The 26,083-nt window shown below is 45.9% G+C and carries 19 protein-coding genes; 9 read left to right on the forward strand and 10 right to left on the reverse strand.

Features of this window, described 5'->3' with window-relative positions:
• Positions 1–129 precede the first annotated feature (129 nt).
• Together J7623_RS20285 and metX are read right to left on the reverse strand one after the other, a co-directional pair.
• On the reverse strand, positions 130–3,015 hold the full coding sequence (locus J7623_RS20285; RefSeq protein WP_291923800.1) for a TonB-dependent receptor: 2,886 nt from the start codon (positions 3,013–3,015) through the stop codon (positions 130–132).
• A 149-nt stretch (positions 3,016–3,164) separates the two neighbouring features.
• Positions 3,165–4,205, reverse strand: a complete 1,041-nt coding sequence (gene metX, locus J7623_RS20290; RefSeq protein WP_291923802.1) for a homoserine O-acetyltransferase — start codon at positions 4,203–4,205, stop codon at positions 3,165–3,167.
• A 133-nt stretch (positions 4,206–4,338) separates the two neighbouring features.
• Here metX and J7623_RS20295 point away from each other — a divergent pair, with 133 nt between their 5' ends.
• From J7623_RS20295 to J7623_RS20315, 5 genes are all read left to right on the forward strand, one after another.
• Positions 4,339–4,758, forward strand: a complete 420-nt coding sequence (locus tag J7623_RS20295; RefSeq protein WP_291923803.1) for an OsmC family protein — start codon at positions 4,339–4,341, stop codon at positions 4,756–4,758.
• Between the two features lie 21 nt (positions 4,759–4,779).
• A complete protein-coding gene (locus J7623_RS20300; protein ID WP_291923804.1) occupies positions 4,780–5,967 on the forward strand; it encodes an O-succinylhomoserine sulfhydrylase in 1,188 nt (395 codons plus the stop codon).
• A gap of 151 nt (positions 5,968–6,118) precedes the next feature.
• The gene (locus J7623_RS20305) at positions 6,119–6,784 is read left to right on the forward strand and encodes a hypothetical protein (RefSeq protein ID WP_291923805.1); all 666 of its coding nucleotides are present in this window, start codon (positions 6,119–6,121) and stop codon (positions 6,782–6,784) included.
• 39 nt (positions 6,785–6,823) lie between these two features.
• Positions 6,824–7,177 (forward strand): hypothetical protein, encoded by a 354-nt coding sequence (locus tag J7623_RS20310; protein WP_291923807.1) that lies wholly within the window; start codon positions 6,824–6,826, stop codon positions 7,175–7,177.
• Positions 7,178–7,262: 85 nt separating this feature from the next.
• Complete coding sequence (locus J7623_RS20315; protein ID WP_291923809.1) at positions 7,263–9,785, forward strand: DUF5686 and carboxypeptidase regulatory-like domain-containing protein; 2,523 nt, start codon at positions 7,263–7,265, stop codon at positions 9,783–9,785.
• A gap of 70 nt (positions 9,786–9,855) precedes the next feature.
• Here J7623_RS20315 and J7623_RS20320 read toward each other — a convergent pair whose 3' ends face one another.
• Positions 9,856–9,981, reverse strand: coding sequence for a hypothetical protein (locus tag J7623_RS20320; protein ID WP_291923810.1), 126 nt, complete (start codon positions 9,979–9,981; stop codon positions 9,856–9,858).
• Between the two features lie 257 nt (positions 9,982–10,238).
• Between J7623_RS20320 and J7623_RS20325 the strand changes: the two genes are divergently transcribed.
• Together J7623_RS20325 and J7623_RS20330 are read left to right on the forward strand one after the other, a co-directional pair.
• A complete protein-coding gene (locus tag J7623_RS20325; protein ID WP_291923812.1) occupies positions 10,239–10,445 on the forward strand; it encodes a hypothetical protein in 207 nt (68 codons plus the stop codon).
• 112 nt (positions 10,446–10,557) lie between these two features.
• Positions 10,558–11,577 carry a rhodanese-related sulfurtransferase gene (locus J7623_RS20330; RefSeq protein ID WP_291923814.1) on the forward strand — a complete coding sequence of 340 codons (1,020 nt, stop codon included), beginning with the start codon at positions 10,558–10,560 and terminating at the stop codon, positions 11,575–11,577.
• 235 nt (positions 11,578–11,812) lie between these two features.
• Here the strand turns inward: J7623_RS20330 and J7623_RS20335 are convergent, their stop codons facing one another.
• The 7 genes from J7623_RS20335 to J7623_RS20365 all read right to left on the reverse strand — a co-directional run bounded on the left by J7623_RS20335 (position 11,813) and on the right by J7623_RS20365 (position 22,874).
• Positions 11,813–14,914, reverse strand: coding sequence for a CusA/CzcA family heavy metal efflux RND transporter (locus J7623_RS20335; RefSeq protein ID WP_291923816.1), 3,102 nt, complete (start codon positions 14,912–14,914; stop codon positions 11,813–11,815).
• Positions 14,915–14,926: 12 nt separating this feature from the next.
• Positions 14,927–16,243, reverse strand: a complete 1,317-nt coding sequence (locus J7623_RS20340) for a carbohydrate porin (RefSeq protein ID WP_291923818.1) — start codon at positions 16,241–16,243, stop codon at positions 14,927–14,929.
• A gap of 4 nt (positions 16,244–16,247) precedes the next feature.
• The gene (locus J7623_RS20345; RefSeq protein WP_291923819.1) at positions 16,248–17,339 is read right to left on the reverse strand and encodes an efflux RND transporter periplasmic adaptor subunit; all 1,092 of its coding nucleotides are present in this window, start codon (positions 17,337–17,339) and stop codon (positions 16,248–16,250) included.
• A 4-nt stretch (positions 17,340–17,343) separates the two neighbouring features.
• The gene (locus J7623_RS20350) at positions 17,344–18,621 is read right to left on the reverse strand and encodes a TolC family protein (protein WP_291923821.1); all 1,278 of its coding nucleotides are present in this window, start codon (positions 18,619–18,621) and stop codon (positions 17,344–17,346) included.
• A 91-nt stretch (positions 18,622–18,712) separates the two neighbouring features.
• Positions 18,713–20,083: a HAMP domain-containing sensor histidine kinase gene (locus tag J7623_RS20355; RefSeq protein WP_291923823.1), complete on the reverse strand. Its 1,371-nt coding sequence runs from the start codon at positions 20,081–20,083 to the stop codon at positions 18,713–18,715.
• A gap of 16 nt (positions 20,084–20,099) precedes the next feature.
• Complete coding sequence (locus J7623_RS20360) at positions 20,100–20,786, reverse strand: response regulator transcription factor (RefSeq protein WP_291923825.1); 687 nt, start codon at positions 20,784–20,786, stop codon at positions 20,100–20,102.
• A 126-nt stretch (positions 20,787–20,912) separates the two neighbouring features.
• Complete coding sequence (locus J7623_RS20365) at positions 20,913–22,874, reverse strand: ABC-F family ATP-binding cassette domain-containing protein (protein ID WP_291923826.1); 1,962 nt, start codon at positions 22,872–22,874, stop codon at positions 20,913–20,915.
• A gap of 115 nt (positions 22,875–22,989) precedes the next feature.
• Here J7623_RS20365 and J7623_RS20370 point away from each other — a divergent pair, with 115 nt between their 5' ends.
• A complete protein-coding gene (locus J7623_RS20370) occupies positions 22,990–23,574 on the forward strand; it encodes a DUF3347 domain-containing protein (protein WP_291923828.1) in 585 nt (194 codons plus the stop codon).
• A 67-nt stretch (positions 23,575–23,641) separates the two neighbouring features.
• Entirely contained in the window at positions 23,642–26,005 is a 2,364-nt protein-coding gene (locus J7623_RS20375) for a TonB-dependent receptor (protein ID WP_291923831.1), read from the forward strand.
• The last annotated feature ends 78 nt before the right edge of the window (positions 26,006–26,083 follow it).

A 26,083-nucleotide genomic window follows, 5' to 3' on the forward strand; every position in this document is an offset into this window, starting at 1 on the left:
GATTGATTTTTATAAGAAAAAGGCCTTGCGTATTTATCTTTCTAAACATAATTACTTAGAAAAATAAAGCCGCAAGGCCTTTTATATTTTGTTAATCTTCGCTAGCTAAAAGCTAAAAGCTAAAAGCTATTACAAATTGTACCCTAAGGATATATAATACTGTGATCCGATAGTTGGGTTACCCCATGATTGAATATATTTCTTATTCAACAGGTTCACAGCACCGAGTTTCACGGTAGTTTTAGCTTTCGGGAAAAATTTGCTCACCATCGCGTCCAGTGTACCGAATGAAGGTATTTCGCTCAATCCGGCTGCATTTATATTAGGACCTACAAAAGAAGAAGACCATACGAAGGAGTCCTGCCATTTCCACAGCACGTTCACTGCAACATTTGAATTGGCAATATTACGATTACCTGCATTCAGGCTGTAACGAACTTTAGGAGTGTTGTACATCGCCATAAATGTACCGAGGTCTTTTTCATTAGTCAACTCATTGTAGGATACGTTACCGCCGGCAGTAAAGTTAAGTGGCAGGCTGTAATCCAGTCCCAGCGCCCAACCCCATGAATGTACGGTTTCCTGTGCACTTACCGGGATGGAGAAAATATTCCGGGTAGTAGCACTGGTAGGTTGAATGAGCACTTGTGTGCCGTTCATGTTTTTGAAATCATTTTTATAGATATAGGCATCGATCAGCACTTTCTTTGCCACCAGTGCTTTATATCCGATTTCATATGCCTGTATTTTTTCCGGTAAAAACTCGTTAAAGGTGTATTGTTTAGGCGCACCTGCCTGCACAGATTGTAAGGAATACACAGGCCCTTTATCCAAACCGTACCGTTCCCGCAGGAAAGGCAAACCTCCAATCAGATGTGCTTGTGGTGTGACCAGGTCTATATACTGATCCTGGTTGTGTGGAATACGGAAACCTGTTTGATAGGAGATACGGATGTTTTGTGTTTCGAGGAAGGTGTACACAGCAGACAGGCGTGGGCTAAACTGACCTTTGAAGTTCATATTCTTATCATAACGCACAGAACCCGTGAGTTTCAGATGGTCGTTGATTAGCTTCTTCATCAGCTGTACATAGCCACCATATTCATTGATACGGAATTCTTTGCCGTTGTCGTCCAGTGCAAACAGCGTTTTTTCAGAATTCAATGCATAGCGGCGATAGTTACCACCCACAAGAACTTCAACGAAGGGGATTAGCTTATGGAAGTTGTACATGAATTCCGCCTGGTACAGGTTTGTTTTATCTGTAAACTTCGCGCCAACGCCGGTGGCATCACCTGGGATGGCTTTATTTTTTACTTTATCGGCAGCAGCGTCAAATGCAGCGGTACCAGGTATTAAGCGGCCTTCGTCTGCTTTGGTTCTGGCGGCTGTGTTAAAGGCGCCACGATTGCCGTTCACGGCATTCTGGGCGGCAGTCAATGCGGCCGCAGGGCTCGCACCTCCCTGTAATGCGGCACCATAGGCTTGAGCAAAGCCGGTGATAGATTTAGAGGCATAAGTGCCGAAATATTCGCCATACCATTGCTGGCTGGTTTTCCAGGCTTCATTAATACCGGCAGCCAGTGTACCACCGGCATAACTATCGCCGGATCTTTCCTGGGTAGTATACAGTCTTACATAGAAGTCTGGACTTCTCACTTCCACTTTATATTGGCCCATGTTGAAGTTCTTCAGGGAGTAGCGATCGGCTCCGGTGTACACGGTGGTACCAGCGCCGTAACTACCCTGAATAAGGGCTTCCAGGTTTTCAGTGATTTTGTAATGAAGAGCACCATTCAATTTCAGGTTTTTAGTGGTATAGTCCACTACATCGGCTTCATTGTAACCGGTGCGGGTAATGTTACTGCTGCCAGCACCCGGAATAGCTGCATTCAGGATCTGTTGAGGTGTTACTGAACCTCCGAACATGCCGGAAACCTGCGCCAGTTGCGTAGCCAGGGCGGAGCCCGGAGTCGCAGCCTGTGCTGCGAGGGTGTTGTACATATTAACGGTGTTCTCATCACCGTAAATATTCACCCCATTATATCCTTCATTATTTGCACGGGTACCATCTGCCAGTGTATGCCCGTTTGCAAGGCTCTGGTCGCGGTGATCGTAGGCTTGCCAGTCTTTCGCCTGCAGGTAACCTACGTTTAATTTAAATGCCCATTTGTTATTAAAGGCATGTGCATATCGCACAGCTACATCATAATAGCCGGTGGTAGCGTCGGTACGACCATTATCATTCAAAATGCCGGTCTTTACCTGGGCGCTGACACCCTGGTATTGAAAAGGATTTTTGCTGGTCATCAGCACAATACCATTGAGCGCATTAGGGCCATAGAGGGCAGAAGCGGCGCCGGGAATCAGCTCTACGTTGTCCAGGTCCAGTTCAGGAATACCCACCATGTTGCCTACGGCGAAGTTGAGACCGGGCGCCTGGTTGTCCATACCATCGTTCAGTTGTAACACGCGGGTATTACCATTGCTGTTGAACCCACGGGTGTTAACGGATTTGAAGGTTAAACTCTGCGTGCTCATTTCCACACCTTTCAGGTTGCCGATGGCATCATAAAAGGAGGGAGCCGGAGACGCTTTGATGGCGCGTGCGTCCAGCTTTTCGATAGATACAGGTGATTGCAGGATGCTTTCCTGTACGCGGCTGGCAGCTACCACCACTTCCTGGCCGAGGATTTCGGTGGTACTGAGTTCCACTGATACGTTGTCAGTAGCAGCGTTGATTTGTTGTTCTTCCGTTTTGTAACCCACATAGGAAAATACGAGGGTCAGCGGGAATGCATGCGTGGTTTTTAGGGTAAACGTACCGCTACTACCTGTAATAGTGCCGGATGTAGCGCCTTTGATACTAACGGTTACGCCGGGGAGTACGCGGCCATTGCCTTTTTCATGGACAATGCCACTAATACTTGTGGATGTCTGTGCTGAAATTACCTGGGTTAGGGAAAATAAAAGCACCAGGATGCCCCATAGGGCTTTGATAGAAATGCTTTTCATACGCTGTGGATTAATGCTTTAGATTTGGTCGTAATTAAATATACCGAAAAAAAACTGCTTTCAACACTTTCGGAAATGGGATTAAAATAAAAAAGCAGCGGAACTATCCGCTGCTTTTCTCTCCTTTATATATAATTGGAATACAAGCTTTATTTAGTCATCCATTGTTGGAGGATGCGTCCTATTTTTTCAAATTCAATCAGGAAACCGTCATGACCATACGTAGAATCTATTTCATGATAAGTTGCCCAGGGAAGGTGGGCGGCCATAAACTGTTGTTCTTCCGGTGGACATAAAATATCACTGCTGATGCCTATTAGCAGTGTTGGTTGCTGAATATGAGATAGGGTAGCGGTAATATTTTCGTGGCGGCCACGTGCAATGTTATGGCTGTCCATCGCTTTGGTGAGCAGCCAGTAGGTTTGCGCGTTGAAGCGTTTCACCAGTTTATCGCCCTGGTAGTTGATATAGGAAGAAGCCCGGAAGTGATCGGTTTTTTCTTTGTCTTCATCCGACTGTGCCTTTACAAAAGTCTGGTAATTGCGATAGGTGAGCATGCCAATAGCCCTGGCAGCCTTGAGTCCTTTTGAACCGGCATGGTGGTTATCGTCCTGCCAGGTGGCATCGGCTTCTATGGCCAGTCGCTGCGCGGTATGTATCGCAATACCCCAGGCACTTTCAGCGGCACCTGTACAGAGCAGGAATAAACGGTCAATGATGTCAGGTTCTGTCAGCGACCATTCCAGCGCCTGGTAACCGCCCATAGAGCCACCAATCAGTAAATGGATACGTGGTATCTGCAAGTGCTCCCTTAATAGTACATGCGCTTGCACCATGTCCCTGATGGTAATCGCCGGGAAGCTTTGATACCAGGGCCTTCCGGTGTCAGGATTCGTAGTATGAGGACCACTGCTGCCATAACAGGAACCAATGATATTGGCGCACACAATGAAATGCCGCTCGGGATCTATCGGTTTACCGGCGCCTATTAAGCCCGTCCACCAGTCAGCTACATCGCTGTTTGCGGTTAACGCATGACATACCCATACTACATTACTGCCATCGGCATTCATCGTTCCATACGTATGATACGCGATATGTAATCCTGGTAATACCTGACCGGATTCTAACCGGAATGCTGCTTGACTGTAAAATACCTTTGCCGACAATGCTTTTCTGAATTTGCGCAAAACTACAATATTGCTATTAAAAAAGTAAGTATATACATCAGGGGATTTACAGGGAGCACCCTGCGTATGTTCATAATTTGTAATTCGTAATGGCAATGGATTTATTTATCTTTGTTTAAGAAACGCATTAATTATGAAGATAGCATTACAAAGAGTAGACGACGGATTTAATATGGAGGCAGTAGATGAAAACGGCCACAAAGTACTGATGGACTCATCTCTGGAGAATGGCGGTAAGAATAATGGGGTAAGACCTATGCAAATGGTCATCATGGGCCTCGGCGGTTGTTCTGCCATTGATGTGATGATGATCCTGAAGAAACAACGCCAGGAAGTAGTAGATTTCCGCATCGAAATTGAAGCAGAAAGAGAAAAAGGAAAAGAACCTTCTCTCTGGGAAACCGCTCACCTGATTTTCCACTTCAAAGGTAACATCGATCCCGATAAAGCTGCCCGTGCAGTGGAGTTGTCCATGAACAAATACTGTTCTGTAGCTGAAACCCTGCGTCAGGGAAAAACAAAACTGACCTGGGAAGTGAAATTGAATGCATAAACGGTTGTAATTACCATATCCATGAGCAAAGACAGAAATCAGTATCAACCGGATACCAATGCCGTAAGAATTCAAATACCCAGAACAGATCAGATGGAACATGCTTCACCAATGTTCCTGACATCTAGTTTTTGTTTTGATAATGCAGAAGAAATGCGCGCTACGTTCGCGGATGAAACGGACTTTAATATTTACAGTCGTTTCAGCAATCCCAACGTAGACGAATTCATACAGAAGATGTGCGCCCTCGAAGGCGGTGAAGCCGGCTATGCCACCGCTTCCGGCATGAGCGCTATCTTTGCCAGCTTCATGGCCCTGCTCAAAACAGGCGACCATTTGCTGTCGGCCCGCTCTATCTTTGGTTCTACACATACCGTTATCACGAAGTTCCTGCCTAAATGGGGCATCGAAACTTCTTATTTCGATATGACAGATACCGCCAGTATCGAAGCCATGATAAAACCCAATACCCGGATGATCTTCGTGGAAACACCCTCCAATCCCGGGCTGGAAATCATTGATCTCGAACTGCTGGCCAATATTGCCAATAAACATAACCTCATACTGAACGTAGACAACTGTTTTGCTACACCGGTATTACAACGGCCTATCGCTGCCGGCGCTCACCTGGTAACGCATTCCGCTACCAAGTGGATCGACGGCCAGGGACGTGTACTCGGAGGCGTGATAGTAGGTAAGGCCGAACTCATCAAGGAAATACATACTTTCTGCAGAAGCACCGGCCCTGCCATGTCTCCGTTCAATGCGTGGGTATTGAGCAAGAGCCTGGAAACCCTGTATGTGAGAATGGAACGCCATACAGAAAGTGCACTTAAACTGGCACAGGCACTGGAAAGTAATCCGCACCTGTTGTCAGTGAAGTATCCTTTCCTGCCCAGCCATCCGCAATATGCCATTGCTAAAAAGCAAATGTCAGGCGGCGGCGGTATCGTTTGCTTCGAGCTGAAAGGCGGCCTGCAACAAGGTGTGAAGTTCCTGGATGCCTTACAACTCCTGTCACTCACGGCTAACCTGGGCGACAGCCGCAGCATTGCTTCGCATCCTGCCAGCACCACGCATGCTAAACTCAGCGATGCCGAAAGAGCAATTGCCGGTATCACACCAGGATTGATCCGTATTTCAGTAGGACTGGAAAACATCAAAGATATTCTGGCAGATATAGAACAGGCACTGGAAAAAAGTAAATAAAAATAATTCACGGAGCTGACGAAAAAGGAGTGCCCATAAGGGATTGCCGGGATCGTCAGCTCCTGTTTAGCAATGTAGCGGATTAAGCACCAATAGAAGATCACACTGTATACCACCATTTCCCCGGCTAACCTCATATCATACCTGCACGGTGAATAAGTTATTATGTTTGTTGTTGTTAATAGGCGTAAGTCCACTATTGGTGGCGGGCCAGGTTAAATATGATCATAAGATCATTGCAATACTGCCTATGAAAACGGCCTTCATAAAATACGCCTCTGTAACAGACAGCAGTATAAAAGAATACCGCGCGTTGGAATTAAAATACGGTGTGGAGCTACAAGAGGCACTATACCATGTTATTACAGCCGATACTAATCGCTTACTGGTAGCTGTTCAGCCCTGGGAAGTAACAGATAGCATATTGAAACGGGCAGGAGTTGACTTCCTGAAGTTGCCTTATCTCAATATGGTAGCCATTGCCAGGCTATTAAAGGTAGATGCCTGTATTGTGACTACTGTAAATCCTATTATACCTATGCGTGGGGGAGCCAGAGGTGCGGCAATAGGTGGAACTCCATTGGCAGCATTGGCAGCCTCCCTGGCCAGTGGAGCTGCATCTCAGGGATTGACCAACCTGATGACGAAGGGTAACAAAAATTTCTACTATACGCTGGTAGATGGAAAATCCGGTGAGGACGTGTGGTCATTATCAGATGAAGTATCTTCTGAAGACCTGGCATTAAGTAAAGAAGGCATTGTTTGTTCTCATAAAATGTTCTGGCGTTTTAAAAAACGATTTCCCTATTGCGATTAGCCCTGGTATTTATTGCGTTTTTCTGCTTATATTAGAAAGATGAAATCCTTTGCACATTTTATCCTGATCCTCATTGTGGCTTATGTAGCCGGTATGGTATTGCCCTGGTGGAGTGTGGCACTTGTTGCTTTCCTTGTCACCCTGCTGATGCCCTTGTCTCCCGGAAAATCTTTTTTCAGTGCTTTCCTCAGCATCTTTGTGCTATGGATGATGCTGGCTTTTTATATGGATGTAAGAAACGATCATATACTGGCCAACAGGATGAGTGAAATGATTTTGAAAGTGCGCAGCGCCCCGTTGATGGGTGTGATAAGCGCCTTTCTGGGGGCGCTGGTAGCCGGTTTTGGCGCTACTACCGCCGCCTTCCTGAGAGCAGCTAAAAAGCCGGCCTGATTACTACTTATCATGGCTGTTAAACTTCTGATAAAACAGCTTGCCCCATAGGACGGTAAGCTGTACGCCATTATTTTTGGGACTTATGATGAAACAGCTGTTTGCCCTGGTTTGCATTTTCATTTCCGGTTATTGTCAGGCTAACGTGATAAACGGTCGTGTGTTGGACGACAAAAATCAGCCACTACCTTTTGCCACTGTTTTTATTAAAGGCACTACTACCGGTACTACTACTAATGCAGCAGGACAATATCACCTGGACTTACCCCCCGGACAATATACCGTCGTTTGCCAGTACATCGGATTCCGCAAAACAGAATTGCCGGTTAACGTGAACGCACCTACGCAAACACTCGACTTCCACCTGCAGCCCGTGAATATGCAGATCCGTGAAGTGGTAGTGAAGGCCAACGGCGAAGACCCTGCCTATGCCATCATCCGGCAGGCCATTAAGAAAAGACATTTTTATCAGCAGCAGGTAAAGGAATATACCTGCATGTCCTACATCAAAGGCACCATCGGCATGAAAAATGTGCCGGCAAAATTCTTCGGGCAAAAAGTAGATAAGGACGATATGGGCGTGGATAGCACCGGCAAAGGCATGGTGTTTCTTTCTGAATCCGTGACTAAAATATCCGCCCGTCAACCGGATAAAATAAAACTGGAAGTCATCTCTTCCCGCAAAAGCGGTGGAGGATTCGGTTTGAGCTTCCCTGCCATCATCAGCTTTTATGATAATAATGTGTCAGCAGTGATCACCCAAATGGGGCCGCGTGGCTATATTTCTCCTATCGCAGAAAATGCACTGGCTTACTATAAATACCAGTTAGAAGGCACTTTTATAGAAGATGGGAAAACTGTGAACAGGATCAAAGTAATCCCGCGCCGTAAACAGGAACCATTGTTCTCCGGAACAATTTTTATTACTGACGGCGACTGGCGCATTCATAGCACCGACTTAATCCTCACCAGCGAATACCAGTTGGAACTGATGGACACCCTGGAAATCCGTCAAACACATGTACCGGTAACGGCAGAAGTATGGCGCGTAAAAGACCAGGTGATGCGCATATCCTTCAATAAATTCGGCTTCGGCATGGGCGGCAATTTTGTGAATGTCTACTCCGATTATAACGTGCATCCTGATTTACCAGCGAAATTCTTCGACAACACTTTCCTGAAGTATGATACCGCCTTTGATAAGCAGCAACATGCTTATTGGGATAGTATCCGCCCGGTACCACTGGAACCCGATGAGGTAAAGGATTATCATGAAAAGGACAGCGCCGCCCAGGCAGCGCGCGACTCTGCATCATCTCCCCGTTACCTGGACTCCCTGCAACGAAAGCAGAAAGGTGTGAAGTTGATGAATATATTATGGAGCGGTGTAAAGCACCGATATTATTTCCACCGCGACAGTGTTATTCAATCGCATTCACTGAACATAAAAGGCCTGGCAAAATCATTGAAATATAATACCGTAGAAGGGCTTGTGCTGGCGCTGGAACCCGAGGTGACTTTGAATACCGGTAATGAAAGCGCATTGAGCATTGCCCCCCGTATCCGCTACGGATTAAGCAATACTCACCTCAACGCCTATACGGAATTTACGTTTATCAACGAAAGCCGCATCCGCAAAAAATACGGGCGCAACACGTGGACACTGGCAGGAGGTAAGCGCATCTCCCAGTTCAACAAAGAGAATCCCATTGATAATATTGCCAACGAATTCTATACCCTGTTCCTGAAAGAAAATTACATGAAGTTGTATGAAAATTGGTTCGGTAATCTTCGCTACAGTCGCGTTTTTCAGACGAACGACCGTTTGTCTGTCGGACTGAATTATGAAAGCAGGATGCCTGTAGAAAATACTACCGATTTTGTTTTCTTTAAAAACGACCGGAAAGCCTTTACGCCTAATCATCCTTATGAACTGGCTAACGTGCCTTTTGAAAAGCACCAGGCGTTGGTACTGGATGCGAGCTTTACTTTCCAGCCAGGGCAACAGTTTGTGGAGTTGCCGGATCGCAAAATACCGTTCGGCTCTAAATATCCGACGTTCGTAGTTGGTTACACCAAAGGGATTCCCAATATCGGCAACAGTATTGTTGATTTCGACAAATGGAATTTCTCCGTGAAAGACAATATGAATTTTAAACTGCTCGGTGAGTTCCGATACCATATTGGAGTAGGGGGATTCCTCAACAGTCATAATGTACAGATTCCCGACTACCAGCATTTTAATGGTAATCAAACGTTTTACAATATTCAATACCTGAATAGTTTCCAGTTGGCGCCATATTACCGGTACAGTACTACAGCGGCCTTTTATACTACCGCCAATGTGGAACACCACTTTAATGGTTTACTGACCAATAAAATTCCCTTGTTCAACAGGCTGAAATGGAACCTGGTTGCAGGTGCCAATGCTTTTTATGTAAATGGAGATAATAACTATGTGGAAGTATTCGGGGGGCTGGAAAATATCTTTAAAATGATTCGCGTGGATGTAGTAGCTGGCTACCAGAGCCAGGAAGATACCCGTATAGGCGTGCGCGTTGGATTTGGCGGTATATTAGGCAACATTGTTAAGTTTAAGGCTGACTAATAATGATGCCGGGGATTCCGTTACCCAATGTGGTAGCGAAATCCCCGTATCTCCACACGCACATGCGCTATCAGAACTTCACGGATTTCTTTCTGCTGCTTTTCAGTTCTTTCTTTTCGTCAAAGAAATAAGCTAATAGTCTGTAGATCCAGATACCAACTACTGCATAAATAAAGTAAGTAATGTAAATACTCATAACATAACATTTTCGGGTTAAACAATATTGCTTCTCTTAACCAATTTTCAAAAAGGGTGCCAATCGGGGTTGTAACGTGTATGCAAATTTATATACAATAATTATCAAATAGTTATAAAATCAAAAATATTTTTTTTACGATAAATGAACCTTTGGTTGATTAATTACGTTAGTAAGGTAAGCATATTTGGACAAGCGCTGTGCACATTTTACTCACACGTACGTACCAAATGATCCTTGTTTATTGAATTATCAGTATGAGAAAATTAGCCCTTTATGCGCTGCTGGCAGGAATTATCCTGGCCGCCGCTGCCTACATCACGGAATGGAATGATCTGCCAGGTGCAGTGGAATTGAGAACCCCCGGTTTTATTGGTTATATCTTCATTATCAGTGCAATAGCCTGGTTCTCTTTACAGGTATTGTACGATTGGGGCAAAGAAGCAGACCCATATCATTATTGATATTCGGCTGTTTTTTGCTACCTTTGCGCCCTGATTAGCTGCTTTTTATGAAGAAAAAGCACTGATTGAATTTTGTTCACGACGCAGGTGTCCTTAAAATTCAGGCGAAATTATGGCATTACACAACAGAGTATCTGCCGCCGAGTTGAAACAACGGCTGGCAAAAGAAACATTTAAACGCGTTACTATTTCTTTCTACCAGTACGCGAAAATTCCCGACCCACAGGCATTCCGGGATCAGTTATACACGGATCTCTTTAAGCTCAACACATTCGGACGTATTTATGTAGCCCACGAAGGCATCAATGCACAGATCAGCGTGCCTGAACATCATTTTGAGGCGTTTAAGCAACAGTTATACGCTATCGACTTTCTCAACGGCATCCGGTTGAATATCGCAGTAGATGACGACGGCAAATCCTTCTTTGTATTGAAGATCAAAGTAAGGGATAAAATAGTGGCTGATGGTATCGAGGATCCTTCTTTCGATATGGCAAACCGCGGCCGCTACGTCAACGCGCAAGCCTTCAATGAACTCACTGAAGATCCGGATACCGTGATTGTAGATATGCGCAATCACTATGAGTATGAAGTGGGACATTTTGATGGCGCCATTGAAGTGCCTTCAGATACTTTCCGCGATCAGTTGCCTATGGCAGTGGATATGCTGGCCGATAAGAAAGACAAAAACATTATCATGTACTGCACCGGTGGGATCCGCTGCGAAAAGGCATCAGCCTACATGCTTCACAATGGATTTAAAAATGTATTCCACCTCGAAGGAGGAATCATTGAATACACCAACAAAGCAAAAGAACAGGGACTACCCATTAAATTCAAAGGTAAAAACTTTGTATTCGATGACCGGTTGGGAGAACGTATCAGCGATGATATCATCAGCCAGTGTCACCAATGCGGCGCACCTTGTGATAGTCACACCAACTGCTTGAACGACGGCTGCCACCTGCTTTTCATTCAATGTGAGGAATGCGCAAAAAAATACGACGGCTGCTGCAGTGAATCCTGTCAGACAACACACGCACTCCCCGCGGAAGAACAGGCGGAACTGCGCAAAGGAGTAGAAAAAGGATTGATGTTTAATAAATCAAGACGCAGAAGAATACCAGAATAAAAAATCCGCCCCGCGTTGTTTCTTCTCGGCAGGGCGGAGTAGTTGACTATAAGATTGAATCGGCCGGAGTGATCCGGCCTTTTCTTTTCCATAGCCATTCTATCAACCTATATGCGAACTAAAGCGGTTAGCTATTAGCTTTTAGCTGTTAGCTTTTAGCAAATGCAGCGAAGAATATTTTATGTTGGTCTTCGCTGCATTTGCTAAAAGCTAACAGCTAATTGCTAAAAGCTAGCTAGTGACTAATAGCTGTTTTATTTCTATAGGCAGTGTAGAAAATGATGGGGAACACCAGCAAGGTCAATACCGTTGCGGTAATTAAACCACCAATTACTACAATAGCTAAAGGCTTTTGTGTTTCTGAACCAATACCATGGGAAATAGCCGCGGGTATCAAACCAATCGCCGCCATCAGGGCAGTCATTACTACCGGCCGGATACGGCTTTGTACCCCTAGTTTAATAGACTCATTCAGTGATAACCGGTCCTCCAGGTTTTTATGGAATACTGAAATAAGAATCACCCCATTTTGAATACAGATACCAAAGAGCGCAATAAAGCCCACACCGGCAGAGATACCAAAGTTCATATTGGTCACGTGCAGCGCCAGGATACCACCAATCAATGCGAAAGGCACATTCATTAATACCAGCCCCGCATCTTTTACACTACCCAGCATAATGAACAACACCATGAAAATGGCGATGATACTGATGGGTACTACCTGTCCCAAGCGTTGCGTAGCACGCACCTGGTTCTCGAATTCGCCCGTCCAGCCAATGCTGTAGCCTTTTGGCAGCTTAACTGCTTTGTTAATACGTGCCTGTGCTTCCGCGATGGTGCTACCAAGGTCACGGTCACGCACCGAAAATTTAACCCCAATGAAACGCTTGTTGCTGTCACGGTAAATGAAAGCCGGACCGGTAATGGTTTTGATTTCGGCAATCTCTTTCAGTGGTACTTTGTTATTATTGATGGTAGGCACCATCAGGTTGGCGAGATCGTCTTCTGTTTTACGATAGTTTTCATCGTAACGAATCCTGATATCAAATTTTTTCTCGCCTTCGTACAACTGGGTGGCGGTTTTACCGCCAATCGCCATTTCAATAACGGCCTGTGCATCGCCAGTGGCCACACCGTATTGGGCCATTTTATTGTCGTCCAGGTTAATGCTCATCTCCGGTTGGCCAATGTTGCGGATCACCCCGAGATCTTTAATCCCCTGTACGGTTTTCAATTGCGCTACTACCTGTTGCGACAATGCCTCCAGCTTCACCAGGTCGTCGCCGAATATTTTTACTCCATTGGCGGCTTTGAAACCCGCCACTGCTTCAGATACGTTGTCACTGATCGGTTGCGAGAAGTTGAGAATAATACCAGGATATTTTTTCAGACGGGCTTCCATTTGTGAGATCAGCTCGTCCTGTGTGATCTTACGTTTCCATTCTTCTTTCGGCGCAAGGTCCACCTGGTACTGCACGAAATAGAACCCGTTAGGATCAGTACCATCGTTGGAGCGTCCTACCTGGGACAATACCCTTTTTACTTCCGGGAATCCGCCGAGATCTTCGCGGATGGCATGGGCCATTTTGGTGCTTTCTGTCATCGACATACTCATTGGCAACTCCGTGGTAACCCATAGAGAGCCTTCGTTAAGCTGCGGCAGGAACTCAGTGCCGAGGAATTTTGCAGAAGCAAAGGTCACCAGCATGAATGCAATGGCCAGGGTAATACTTAAACGTTTGTTCCGGTAGGTCCAGCCGAAGCCTCTCATTACAATGCGGTCAAAGAAATTCACCAGCACATTATGTTTCTCTTTCACATTTTTATTCAGTAAAATAGAACACAGTACCGGCACCAGCGTTAAGGTGAACAGGAGGGCACCTAATAAGGCAAAGCCCAGTGTCCACGCCAGTGGAGAGAACATTTTACCTTCTACTTTCTGGAAAGAGAAGATAGGTATCAGGGAGATGATAATAATGAGTTTGGAAAAGAAGATGGCCTTTGCCAGTTCTCCACCTGTTTGCTTGATCCAGCCCAGCTTGGCCATTTTGTTGAAACGTGCCATGCCGTACTTATGGGCTTTATGGTCGAGCATTACGAAGATACCTTCCACCATTACCACGGCTCCGTCTATGATGATACCAAAGTCGATAGCACCCATAGACAGCAGGTTGGCACTCATTCCTTTGAGGCGTAAGCACATGAAAGCAAAGAGCAATGCCAGCGGGATAATGATCGACACAATCACCGTAGTACGCCAGTCGGCCATGAAGAGGAATACAATCACTGTTACGAAAATGATACCTTCTACCAGGTTGTGCATCACCGTATGGGTACAGAATTCCATGAGGTTGTCCCGGTCATAGAACGTTTCCATTTTAATATCTTCCGGCAGGATGGTTTCATTCAGTTCTTTCAGCTTCTCTTTCAGTTTAATGAGTACTTCTGAAGGATTTTCACCTTTGCGCATCACCACAATACCTTCTACCAGGTCGTCATTTTTATCAATACCCACCTGTCCCACACGTGGGGCAGAAGCTTCGTGTACGTTAGCCAGGTCTTTTACCAGCAGGGGTACACCATTAATATTTTGTACGATAATGTTATTGATATCCTGTATACTGTTCAGCAAACCAATACCGCGTACAACGTAGGCTTGTCCGTTCTTTTCAATCACGTCACCACCTACGTTCACATTACTTTTGGTAACAGCCTGGTATAATTCCAGGGGCGTAATATCGTATTTGGCGAGTCTTACCGGGTCTGCAGAGATCTCATAAATTTTTTCCTGGCCACCAAAGGCTACTACGTCGGCAACGCCAGGCACACTACGGATCTGGCGGTCTATCACCCAGTTTTGCCAGGTGAGCAGGTCGCGGGAATCGCGCTTATTGCTTTTCAGGTAATACCTGAAAATTTCGCCGGTAGGGCCATATGGTGGCTGTACTTCGGGTTCGGCCCCTTCGGGTAGTCCGAGGCCTCCCAGCATGTTATTGACTTGTTGCCGGGCGAAGAAGTCTTCTACATCATCTTCAAACATGATTTTTACCACAGACAAGCCGAACATGGTCACGGAACGTACACTGGTTTTCTTCTGCACCGCGTTCATAGCTACTTCTATGGGCAGCGTTACAAAACGTTCCACTTCCTGTGCGCTGCGTCCATTCCATTTGGTAACAATCACGATCTGTGTATTGGTTACATCCGGAAATGCTTCGATCGGCGTATGCACGAAGGAAAATATGCCTGCAGCAATCAGCGTGGCTACGCTGATAAAAACAAACAACTTATTCCTCAGCGAAAAAGCTACAATATTTCTAATGAATTTATTCATAACTCCTGTTCTTTAGAATGCCACTCTGGTCCTTATACCCAGGATATTCACCGGTCCGCGGTCCTTGTTGTAGGCAGGATGCAGCACAAACTGATAATCCGGGCTCAGGGCAATATGTAGCCTGGTAATGTTACATTGATAGAATACTTCAGCAATCATTTCGGGGGCATAGTTTAGCCGGCCATCGCCCACCATAAATCCGCTGCCACCGGCGGCCAGGTAGTCGCGGTGGTCTTTGGACAAGCCATTTACCACCAATGCCACGCCTGCATTGTCTTGCGCGCGGTGCCAGTTGCTGCCGTTCTGCAGCCATCCGGCACTGACGGAGCGATCTATTTCGGTATAGGCCCAGGTTTCATTACGGCCATCATTCCACGAGGCTTTCAGAAAAGCACCGCCGCTATTGGTGAGTGCCTGGTCTATATTGATACCGAAGCCATATTTGGTACGGCCATCTCTCCGGACAGCAGTGATGTCGGGTGTATCTATGGCCATTTTCACCGCTTCGTGATAGTTACCCATCGGCGCCTGGTTAATGAAAGCCATTACGCGCACATTGCCCTCCCGCTTATTGAGTGTATGCGTGTGCGTTACCTCCACTAATTCGCCATTTGATTTCCCATAGTTATAATTGAGCGTAGGGCCATTAGCGGTAGTAGGTTCGAGCGAAGTGGCAGCTTGTACCATCCAGTTGTTTTTCCGGTATTGTATGGTCAGCGCCATGGTATAGCCACGTACATCTGCCGGATAATCCCACGCGGCATTACTCATCAGCGCCCAGTTCAGGAACTGGGTCCGGGGATCATGTGCGTAGTTGTTCTGGTCAAAGAAGTCGGCCAGGCAGTATTTACCACCAATGAAGCGCAGGTAATGCATTGGCGTAGTGCCACCCACATTATTCAGGTCGTCGTCATCCGCTTCTCTTTGCGTGGTTAACGGTAACGTATAAACCGCGAAGGCGCGGGCCAGGTATATCTTTGGTTTGGGATCTCCCACCCGGAACGTTTCCCCGTTAGGGAAACCCGCAATGCCGGTAGCGTGGCTGAGACCTTCGCCACCAGCGAGTTCCGGGTTCACATATATTTCAAGATCCTTTAACGGACGAATACCGGCGTAAATAGTACTGGTAATAGATGTCGCACTTTTTTCATGGGTACGAAAGCTGTTGGGACCGGTATATTTCGCAGAAAAGTCCGGGTGCCATTGGGTAACCAACGTCTGCTGGAAATGGAAAGTGTAGGGGATAAGGCTATCCGTCTTCTTATCCTGCGCCAGTAAACGTACGCTGCTGCAGGTCAGCATACCTATGAAAAATAAAACCTTTCTCACCGGTCTAGTCTTTAAGGGCATCGTAAATGAGTAGTTGATTTTTTGAGATTACTTTCTCGTCCGGACTGAGGCCGGAAGCAATGTAAGTAAGGTCACCAGCAGTTTTTGCTACTTCCACCTGCCGAACCGCGATGTTGAATTTATCTTTAAATACCAGCACATAGTTTTTGCTGTTGTCAAAGATAACAGCCGCCGACGGGATGGCTATTTTCTGGTCGTTGTCCTGGTATTTGATATATACGGTCGCAAACATTTCAGGTTTTAACTGCATATTTTTATTATCGATGCTGATACGTACCTGCATAGTTTTGGTAGCCGGATCCAGGAAGTTATATATCTTATCAATTTTACCATGGAAAGGTTGATCGGGGTAGCTCACCGTTACTACATTGGCCTCATAACCTTCTTTAATACGGGCTATATCTGTTTCAAATACGTTAGCCATTACCCACACATCATCCAGCTCGGAAATCGTGAAAATGTTGGCGCTGTTATCCGAACGGATTTCCATATTGTTGTTGATATTTTTTTCAATGATATAGCCGGAGATAGGCGCTGTTACCAGGTAGGTAGCGCCTTTACCTTTACGGTAAATCTTGAAAAGGTCATTCAGCCGGTTGATCTCAGCAGAAGATTTCTGTACTTCTCCTTTAGCGTTCACTACATCTTTTTCAGTGCTCAAACGGCTGTCGTACAGGTCCTGTGCTACTTTCAGGTTTTTCTCAGCCACGTTGTGGTCTGAGTTGGCCTGTGCCAATTGCTTTTCATAGTCGGCAATTTCAGCGCTATGAATTACGGCCAGTACCTGGCCTTTTTGTACATAATCACCCAACTGCACTTTAATATCTTCCACATAACCACTTACCAGCGGATATACTTTTAATACCTTACCGCCATTAGGTGTTACCTTACCTGAAAGACGCAATTCATTCATTACCGGTTGCATATGTGCTGTGTCAATGCGGATATTTTTCAGCATGGTGTCACTGAGCACAAAAGTGGTCTTCTCTGTATCTTCTGCCTGGCTGTGTTTGCAGCCGCTCCATAAAATGGTGGCCAGCAGCGAAAAGCCAATAATAAGGATAGGCTGTTTCATGCGCTTAGTTTTTAAATAGTTCTTGTCCTGTTGCATAGTTGAGTTCTTCGTAAGCATTTACCCGGTTGGATAAAAACTTGTTGATATTTTTCGCGTTGTCGCTGTAGCTATTGAAATAATCAATAAACTGAAGGAGAGAGATATTGCCTTTACTGAAGTTTTTGGCTACTTCATCGATAAGGGTATCAAATTCGCCCTGGAACTGATGCAGGTCAAATCCCTTGTAACGCTTTTCCAGTGCAATGATGCGCTGGTAAGCGTTCAATACTTCCGTTTGTGCGATAGATTGTTGTTGCAGCAGTTGTTGCTTTTCGCTGCCAATCTGTAATTGCGCGGCGCGGATATTCCCTTGGTTGCGGTTCCATACCGGGAGGTCAATACCTAATGTGAGGCCTACGAAATTATTGACATAGCTACCTTGTTTATCATAAGTAGCCCCGAGGTGTAAATCCGGTACTGCCAGCGATTTCTGCAAGCGATAGTTCAACTGGGCGGTCTGGTATTCCATGTCGGCAATCCTTACATCCGGCCTGTTTTGTGCAGCGCTGTCGAGTAGCGGTTGCAACTGAATTTTATCCAGGCTATATGAAACCAGGTCGGCGGGCTGCAGCCTGGCTTCATAAAAGTCCTGGGTATGTAACAATTGCTGTAGGTTTTTTTGAGATTCCAATTCCTGTTGTTTCAGATCCGCGAAGTCGTTCTCGATGCCTACCTGCAGGGCTTGTAGCCGGATCAGGTCCGAGTGGGCTACAGCACCTTTTTTATCGGCGGTAACATAGGCATCCACTATTTTTTGCAGATTTTCCAGCTGCTCTTTTAATACCTTTTCGGTTTGTTGCTGGTAATAGATATTGTAGAAGTTTTCGCGTAACTGTAAGCGGAGCGTACGTACCAGCTCATCAAAGTTGGCTTCGCTCATTTTCGCTGCAGCGGCAGCAAGTTGTATGCTTTTGTTTCTTTTGCCGGCCAGTTGTATCAGCTGGTCAATGGTGTATTGCGTTTCGCCACCGGAACCCACGTTGAAGGGCTTCAGTTTATCGGTACTACCAAAACCGAGTACACTGCTGAAAGAGGGATTATTCCACATCTTAGCTTGTCGTATCAGGGCTTTTGCGGCATCTACCTGGTAGCGTTGTGCCAGCAGGGAATAATTCTTCAACAGGAAGGAATCCTCTACGGCCTGCAAGGTGATAGGTTGTGAAGACGTTTGTGCCTGTGAAGGTTGAATAAAGCCCAGGCAACATATGCACGCCGTTAGTAACAGCATCCTTTTAGTTCGCATAAATCCAAATTTCATGATACAAAGCTCATGAAGCAGAATTAAAGGGGCCTTTAACGGACATTAAAATAACCTTAAAGAATTACCAGGGGGATTATAAATGGGGAAGCATTACTGTGAAAGTGGTGCCTTCAGCAGGAGTGGAGGTCACTGTAATATGGCCTTCATGAATTTGTACTATTTTTTTACAGATAGATAAACCAAGGCCATGGCCGCGGATTTGAAGGGCATTTTGGCCACGATAGAAAGGCTCAAATATTTTATTGATTTCTTCCGGGGGAATGCCAATCCCCGTGTCTTTTATCTGCACCAGGATATATTGTGTAAAGAAATCAATGGTCACCAGTGCGGTATTGTTCTTCGAAAATTTGCAGGCATTATCAATTAGGTTCAGGAAAAGCACTTTCAACAGGTTTTCATTTCCGTAACAGGTCACCAGCAAATCATTGTCAGGTACTTTCACGAAATGAATCTCTACTTTGCTGGCAGTTTTGTGTTTGAGCCTTATCAGCGTGGTCATTTCCATCAGCAATTCATCAATACGCACATTGCTCAATACAAATTCCTGTTGCCGCATTTCCGACTGGGCCAGTTGTAACAGGCCATTGGAGAGGTCCGACAGGTTCTCGGCATCTTCCAGTACAGAGGTTAGCAAAGCCAGGTATTCTTCATTAGACCGGTCTTTGGACAGCGCCACCTGTAATTGGCTGATAATGGCTGCCAATGGGGTGCGTAGCTCATGAGAGGCATTGCTTACAAAGCTTTTTTGCAGGTGAAAGGACTCACTTAAACGTTGCAGCATGGTGTTGAAATTGGCCCCCAGTGTAGCAATTTCATCTTTCCCTTTTACCGCCACCTGCGTATCCTGCATATTGTTGGCGTTGATACTATCCACCTGCTGTACCAGTTGATCAATAGGCTGCACCATTTTCCGGGCAAAGAAATAACCTACACCAACAAGGATGATTACGGCGGTAATCAGCTCGAGCAGCAGGATCTGGCTGAGGTTCTGCAGGTTCTGAAAGCCATATTTATCGAAGGAAGATACCAGCACAATCACGGAAACATTTCCTTCGGTATAATACACACCTACTACTTCGCCGCCGTTTTTTTCGTAGCTGTACAACTTATTTTCCTTGATATAGTTCAGGAGGGTAGGATGCGTGCGAACAGTGGTATCTTTCAGGTTGCTATACAGCAAATCATAATTCGGGTTGTATACCAGGATGGTTTCTTTATAGAGGTCCTGGAAGGTGGTGCGATCCAGTTTCCGCAACAGGTCTACTTTAACGTTCCCGTCTTCAATAATCACATTGGCAATAGACCGGGCCCTGTATTCCAGTCGTTCCAGGTATTCTGCCTTCCTGGATTTAGCAGAAAAATAGTAGGCCAGCACGGCAAATGCAATCAGCATCAGCGTTGCCGATATGGTATAATAGAGCGCTATTTTGTATTTGATCTTCAATCAGCCTAAGCGGGGATTATTCTTCAGAAAGATAATAGCCCATACCGGTTTTGGTATGTAATAGTTTCTGCTCAAAATCCTTGTCTATTTTTTTGCGCAGGAAGTTCATGTATACTTCAATGACGTTGGTACCGGTATCAAAATCGATATCCCATACCTTTTCTGCGATGGTGAGCTTGGAAATCACTTTACCTTTGTGCATGGCCAGGAATTCCAGTAGTTGATATTCTTTGGCGGTGAGGGCAATTTTTTTACCGCCACGGGTCACATCTTTTTTCTCCCGGTCTATTTCCAGGTCTGCGATACTGATTTTATACTGTGTGCCATGAGTGGCTTCAGAACCGGCTCTTTTGAGGAATACGCGGATACGGGCCAGCAATTCGCGGAAGTCGAATGGTTTTATAAGATAGTCGTCAGCACCAATTTCAAACGCCTGCATCTTATCTTCCATGCCTCCCAGTGCGGTGAGCATGATAACCGGTACGCGGTTGTTTTTGTGGCGGATTACTTCACAAAGCTCGTAGCCGTTGTGATGGGGGAGGTTCAGGTCCAGGATCACCAGGTCGTAATTATTGCTGGTGGCAAGTCCTTTACCAATGCGGCCATCATAGGCTACATCCACATCAAAACCATTTTCTTCCAGCCCTTTCTTAACGGCATTGGCCACTTTTACTTCGTCTTCAACTACCAGTATTTTTTGCATAATACAGAGTTACGAATTACGAATTATGAATTACGAATTACGGATTTGTGAGTAGATATAAAAAATTAATGATTTTCGGGTAGATCTACCAACAGATCCGTAATTCGTAATTCATAATTCGTAATTCTAGTTCGTAAGGTTTGCTTCCAGCTGCATTATTTTTTCAAATAACTGCTCATACTGTTCATTGGCGCGGTCCAGGTATTTCTGTACGTCCTGGTATTCGCTTTCTACCTGCGCAAATTTTGCCTTGTCGTTGTAGATATCCGGCATACTTAAGCTGGCTTCCAGACCGGCTTTGCGTTCCTTTAAGCTGGCTACCTGACCTTCTACCTGCGAAAACTGTTTCTGCTGTTTTTGTAATTCGCGCTGTACTTCTTTATTGATAGCGCCTTTACCAGCTTCTACAGCAGGGGCATTATTTTGCTGACGGGTTTCTTTTTTCGTTTCGGCGTTAGCGTTAGTTTTTGCCGGCGCCTGTTGTTGAGCGGCCATTCTCTTCTTCCATTCTTCATACTCATTGTAGGTGCCTTTGAATTCCTTGATTTCGCCGTCTACAATTTCCCAGATTTTGTTGGCAGTTTGGCTCACAAAATAACGGTCGTGCGATACGAGTACCAGGCTACCATCGTATTTGTTCAGGGCGTCGATCAGCATCTGCACGGAGTTCATGTCCAGGTGGTTCGTGGGCTCATCCAGCATCAGGAAGTTGGCCTGGCTGATGATCGTTTTGGCCAGTGCTACACGTGCTTTTTCACCTCCGGACAGGATCTTGATCTTTTTAAATACGTCATCGCCGGTGAAGAGGAAGCAACCTAATAACTGGCGCAATTCCAGTTCCGTACGGCCGCTGCCAAAGTTTTTCAGCTCATCCAGGATTTCACTGCTCATATCCAGCGATTCCAGCTGGTGCTGTGCATAGAAACTGGTGACTACATTATGGCCGGGTATTCTTTCTCCTTCCATGGGCTCCATCCCGAAGATGATGCGGAGGAGGGTAGACTTACCCTTACCATTGGCCCCGATCAGGGCTATTTTATCGCCACGGTTGATTTCAGCGCTTGTATTTTTCAGGATTTGTATGTCACCATAGCTTTTGCTGATATTATTCAGGGTACATAAAATCTTGCCAGGTGTTTTATCAACGGTGAAGTTAATTTTGATTTTAGATGGACCATTGTCGGTTTGCTCCACGCGCTCCAGTTTATCCAGCCTTTTGGCGATACTCTGTGCCTGTGCAGCTTTTGAGGCTTTGGCCTTAAAACGTTCAATGAAGCGTTCCTGCTGACGGATATAATCCTGCTGGTTTTCGTAGGCGCGTTGTTGCATTTCGCGGCGCAATTCTTTCTCCACTTCATAGTCGGCGTAAGAGCCGGCATAGTGGTGCAACTGTTGCTGGTACACTTCCACAATCTTATTCACCATACGGTCCAGGAAGTAACGGTCGTGCGATACAATGATCACCGCGCCATTGTAACCTACCAGGTATCTCTCCAGCCATTCGATAGACGGGAGATCCAGGTGGTTCGTGGGCTCATCGAGCATGAGTACATCCGGTTGCTGAAGGATTAAGCGGGCCAGGAGTACGCGCATGCGCCATCCACCGGAAAACTGGCTGTAGGGGCGGTCCAGGTCGGCCGTGGTAAAACCTAAGCCTTCCAGCACCTGTGCGGTTTTATGCTTCATATTATAGCCATCCAGCGCCTCAAATTCATGCAGTTTATCGCTGAATTCATGCAGCAGCTCATCGGTCTGGCTATCTTCCAGTTCTTTGGTAATGCGTTCAATATCTTTCTCCAGCTCCAGTGCTTTACCAAACGCCATCATACCTACCGTGAGAATAGATTCATTGGTTTCAAAGCTGAGCAGGTCCTGGTTGAAGAAGCCAATCGTCAGACTTTTACTTTTATTAATACTTCCTTTGGAAATTGAATATTCCCCATTGATAATGCGTAACAGGGTGGATTTGCCGGTACCATTTAACCCGATAAGACCTACACGGTCGCCCGGTTCTATATGCCAGGAAGAATCTTCCAGTATCACCCTGGATCCAAACTCAAACGTAATGTCCTGTAATGCGATCAACATAAAAAATAAAAAAAATTGAATAAAAAACGTGCAAAGTTAAGGATAAATGTCCGGATTTGTCCCTTTGCGTGCAAATCCGCGGTATTTATTTAGTTTTGCTTCAAAGCACAAAATTATGAATTTTAAAGTATGCGTTCCCGTTGGCCTGGCAATGCTCCTGACTTCCCTGTTAGCCTGCCACCAGCAAGCCCCGGAGGAGAAAGAAGCAGTTAACGCTTCTGTAGCTTTACAGGCACCTTATAGCCAGGTATTTTACGATTCGCTGACGAATACAATGCTTGCCTATTACGAGCTGACAGATGCGCTGGTTCAGGCCGACAGTAGCCGCGCCAATACGCTCGCCGCAGCGGTGAAAGGGCATATCGATAGTTTGCCGGTATCACTATTACAGATGGATAGCAGCCACCTGGCCGAAATAACCGGTATTACCGGCAGTATCAGCGCAGAACTGGCCGGGTTTGAAGGAGAAACCGGGCTGGAAGGCAAACGGAGCTCCTTTCAGATGGTATCCGACATGTTATTTGATCTTGTTAAGAATACCGGGTTAAAAGGAGATACCATTTATCACCAGTTCTGCCCCATGGCTTTTGACGATAAAGGTGCCTACTGGCTTAGTAACAAAGCTGCTATACAGAATCCTTACTTCGGCCATAAAATGCTCACCTGCGGGGAAACAAGGGATACTTTAATCTATAAATAAGTTGTCGTTAAATCATGAACAGTAAATCGTAAATTACCCTGGTATTTGCTGTTCATGATTTAACGGTATGATCAAACGATATGGTCCCTTTTTACTGTTTCTCTACTGCCTATGTGCCTTTAATGGCGTACAGGGACAGCAATATACCATCAGTGGCTTCATAAAAGACAGTACCAACGGCGAATCCCTGCCTGGCGCCACCATACAGGTGCTGCATTCCTCCAACGGGGTACATACCAATAATTACGGTTTTTATTCTATTACCCTCCCTGCCGGCAACTATATCCTGCTGTATTCTTTCCTGGGATATGAATCCAAAGCCATTGCTTTTACGCTGAAAGAAGATATGACCCAGCACCTGGAGTTATACCCGCGTTCCTACCAGGCAAAAGAAGTGGTGATCACCGACAAACGAAAAGATGCCAACGTAAAAAGTACAGACATGGGTAAGGCGGAGCTGACCGCCTTGCAGGTAAAGAAACTGCCGGCCCTGATGGGAGAGGTGGATGTACTCAAGGCCTTGCAGTTGATGCCTGGCGTACAGGCCGCCGGCGAGGGGAACGCCGGGTTTTATGTGCGCGGCGGTGGCCCCGATCAAAACCTCATATTGCTGGATGAGGCGCCCGTATACAATACCGGCCACCTCTTTGGTTTCTTCTCTGTATTTAATGCTGATGCCATCCGGAATACCACCCTCATTAAAGGCGGAATGCCCGCCAATTACGGCGGCCGGATATCTTCTGTAGTGGATATAGCCATGAAAGAAGGGAATAATAAAAATTTTCAGGGAGAAGGAGGAATAGGACTCATCTCTTCCCGGCTCTCTTTCCAGGGCCCACTGAAAAAAGACAAGGCCTCGTTTATTGTCAGCGGCAGGCGCACCTATATAGATCTCATCACCAAACCCTTTATCAATAACACTTCGTATAAGGGATCGGGTTATTACTTCTATGACCTGAACCTGAAAATGAACTACATCTTTTCTGATAAGGATCGCGTATACCTGAGCGGATATATTGGGAAAGACGTATTTAGCTTTAATAACAAGGATCGTACGTTCAACGTCAAAATCCCCTGGGGTAATGCCACGGCTACACTGCGCTGGAATCACGTGTTCAATAAAAAGCTTTTTGCCAACACCTCCCTGTTGTACAATGATTACAAATTTCAATTCAGCGCCCTGCAGAATAATTTTGATCTGCGGCTATCCTCCGGTATCAGTGATCTCAACGTGAAAACAGATATCGATTATTATCCTCACATCAGCCATCACATTAAATTCGGTGGCAACTATATTCACCACACCTTTACGCCGTCTACTATTTCGGGGAACCAGGACAGCACAAAGTTTTCGCCGGAGAATGCATTTAAGAAATATGCCCATGAGGTAGCGCTCTATGTTATGGACGACTGGGAAATATCGCCGCACCTGCAACTCAATGCAGGCGTACGTTTTAGCGGTTTTATGCAGATTGGTCCCTATACGCGCTATCACCGCGACGAGGCCGGCAACAAAACAGACAGCACTGTGTACAGAAGGGGAGAGTCTGTAGTAAGCTATGGAGGCCTGGAGCCAAGGATGATCCTGCGTTGGTCCTGGAACGACAAGAGCTCCATCAAGGCCGCGGTAACCCGCAACTATCAGTTCATTCACCTGGTATCCAATGCAGGCACCACGTTGCCTACGGATGTGTGGGTGCCCAGTACCTATGTGGTAAAGCCGCAGCAGTCGTGGCAATACAGCGCAGGCTACTTCCGCAATTTTAAGGACAATACCTATGAAGCCTCTGCGGAAATCTATTATAAAGACATGCAACACCAGATCGAGTACCGGGAAGGTTATACGCCCAACCTGAATGATCCGGAGCGGGACTTTGTATTTGGCAAGGGATGGGCATATGGCATGGAATTATTCCTGAATAAAAAGAAAGGACGGTTTACTGGCTGGCTGGGCTATACGCTGGCCTGGACCTGGCGCAAGTTCCCGGACTTAAATGATGGCAAACCTTATCCGGCGAAGTATGATCGCCGTCATGATCTGGCGCTGGTAGGCACTTACGAATGGAACAAGCATTGGACTTTTTCGGGCATATTTATTTACGGTACAGGTAACACCACTACATTGCCGGAAAAATTCTACTTCATGGAAACCACGCTGGTGCAGGATTACGGCAACATCAACGGTTATCGCATGGCAGCGTATCACCGGCTGGATTTGTCGGCTACCTACACGCCAACACCTAAGAAGCCGAACCGGCGAATCAAAAGCAGCTGGTCATTTTCTATCTACAATGTGTACAATAGAAAAAATCCTTATTTCATTTACCTGGATCAAACGGGAAGTGCGCTGGATGGGACATTAAAGGTGGACGCAAAACAGGTGTCTTTATTTCCGGTTATACCGTCTGTGACGTATAATTTCAAGTTTTAAATACGATGGAAGCTTTAAGCAGAATAGAGGTGGACGGAATATACAATGGGTCGGACATACTAAATAGATCGGACATAC

Origin of the sequence: Chitinophaga sp., from assembly GCF_017745275.1 — a bacterium.
Taxonomy (GTDB): domain Bacteria; phylum Bacteroidota; class Bacteroidia; order Chitinophagales; family Chitinophagaceae; genus Chitinophaga.

Coding starts and splice junctions, on each gene's coding strand:
- J7623_RS20285 (WP_291923800.1), bottom strand. CDS start 3,015: ATGAAAAGCATTTCTATCAAAGCCCTATGGGGCATCCTGGTGCTTTTA.
- J7623_RS20295 (WP_291923803.1), top strand. CDS start 4,339: ATGAAGATAGCATTACAAAGAGTAGACGACGGATTTAATATGGAGGCA.
- J7623_RS20300 (WP_291923804.1), top strand. CDS start 4,780: ATGAGCAAAGACAGAAATCAGTATCAACCGGATACCAATGCCGTAAGA.
- J7623_RS20310 (WP_291923807.1), top strand. CDS start 6,824: ATGAAATCCTTTGCACATTTTATCCTGATCCTCATTGTGGCTTATGTA.
- J7623_RS20315 (WP_291923809.1), top strand. CDS start 7,263: ATGATGAAACAGCTGTTTGCCCTGGTTTGCATTTTCATTTCCGGTTAT.
- J7623_RS20320 (WP_291923810.1), bottom strand. CDS start 9,981: ATGAGTATTTACATTACTTACTTTATTTATGCAGTAGTTGGTATCTGG.
- J7623_RS20325 (WP_291923812.1), top strand. CDS start 10,239: ATGAGAAAATTAGCCCTTTATGCGCTGCTGGCAGGAATTATCCTGGCC.
- J7623_RS20330 (WP_291923814.1), top strand. CDS start 10,558: ATGGCATTACACAACAGAGTATCTGCCGCCGAGTTGAAACAACGGCTG.
- J7623_RS20335 (WP_291923816.1), bottom strand. CDS start 14,914: ATGAATAAATTCATTAGAAATATTGTAGCTTTTTCGCTGAGGAATAAG.
- J7623_RS20345 (WP_291923819.1), bottom strand. CDS start 17,339: ATGAAACAGCCTATCCTTATTATTGGCTTTTCGCTGCTGGCCACCATT.
- J7623_RS20350 (WP_291923821.1), bottom strand. CDS start 18,621: ATGCGAACTAAAAGGATGCTGTTACTAACGGCGTGCATATGTTGCCTG.
- J7623_RS20360 (WP_291923825.1), bottom strand. CDS start 20,786: ATGCAAAAAATACTGGTAGTTGAAGACGAAGTAAAAGTGGCCAATGCC.
- J7623_RS20365 (WP_291923826.1), bottom strand. CDS start 22,874: ATGTTGATCGCATTACAGGACATTACGTTTGAGTTTGGATCCAGGGTG.
- J7623_RS20370 (WP_291923828.1), top strand. CDS start 22,990: ATGAATTTTAAAGTATGCGTTCCCGTTGGCCTGGCAATGCTCCTGACT.
- J7623_RS20375 (WP_291923831.1), top strand. CDS start 23,642: ATGATCAAACGATATGGTCCCTTTTTACTGTTTCTCTACTGCCTATGT.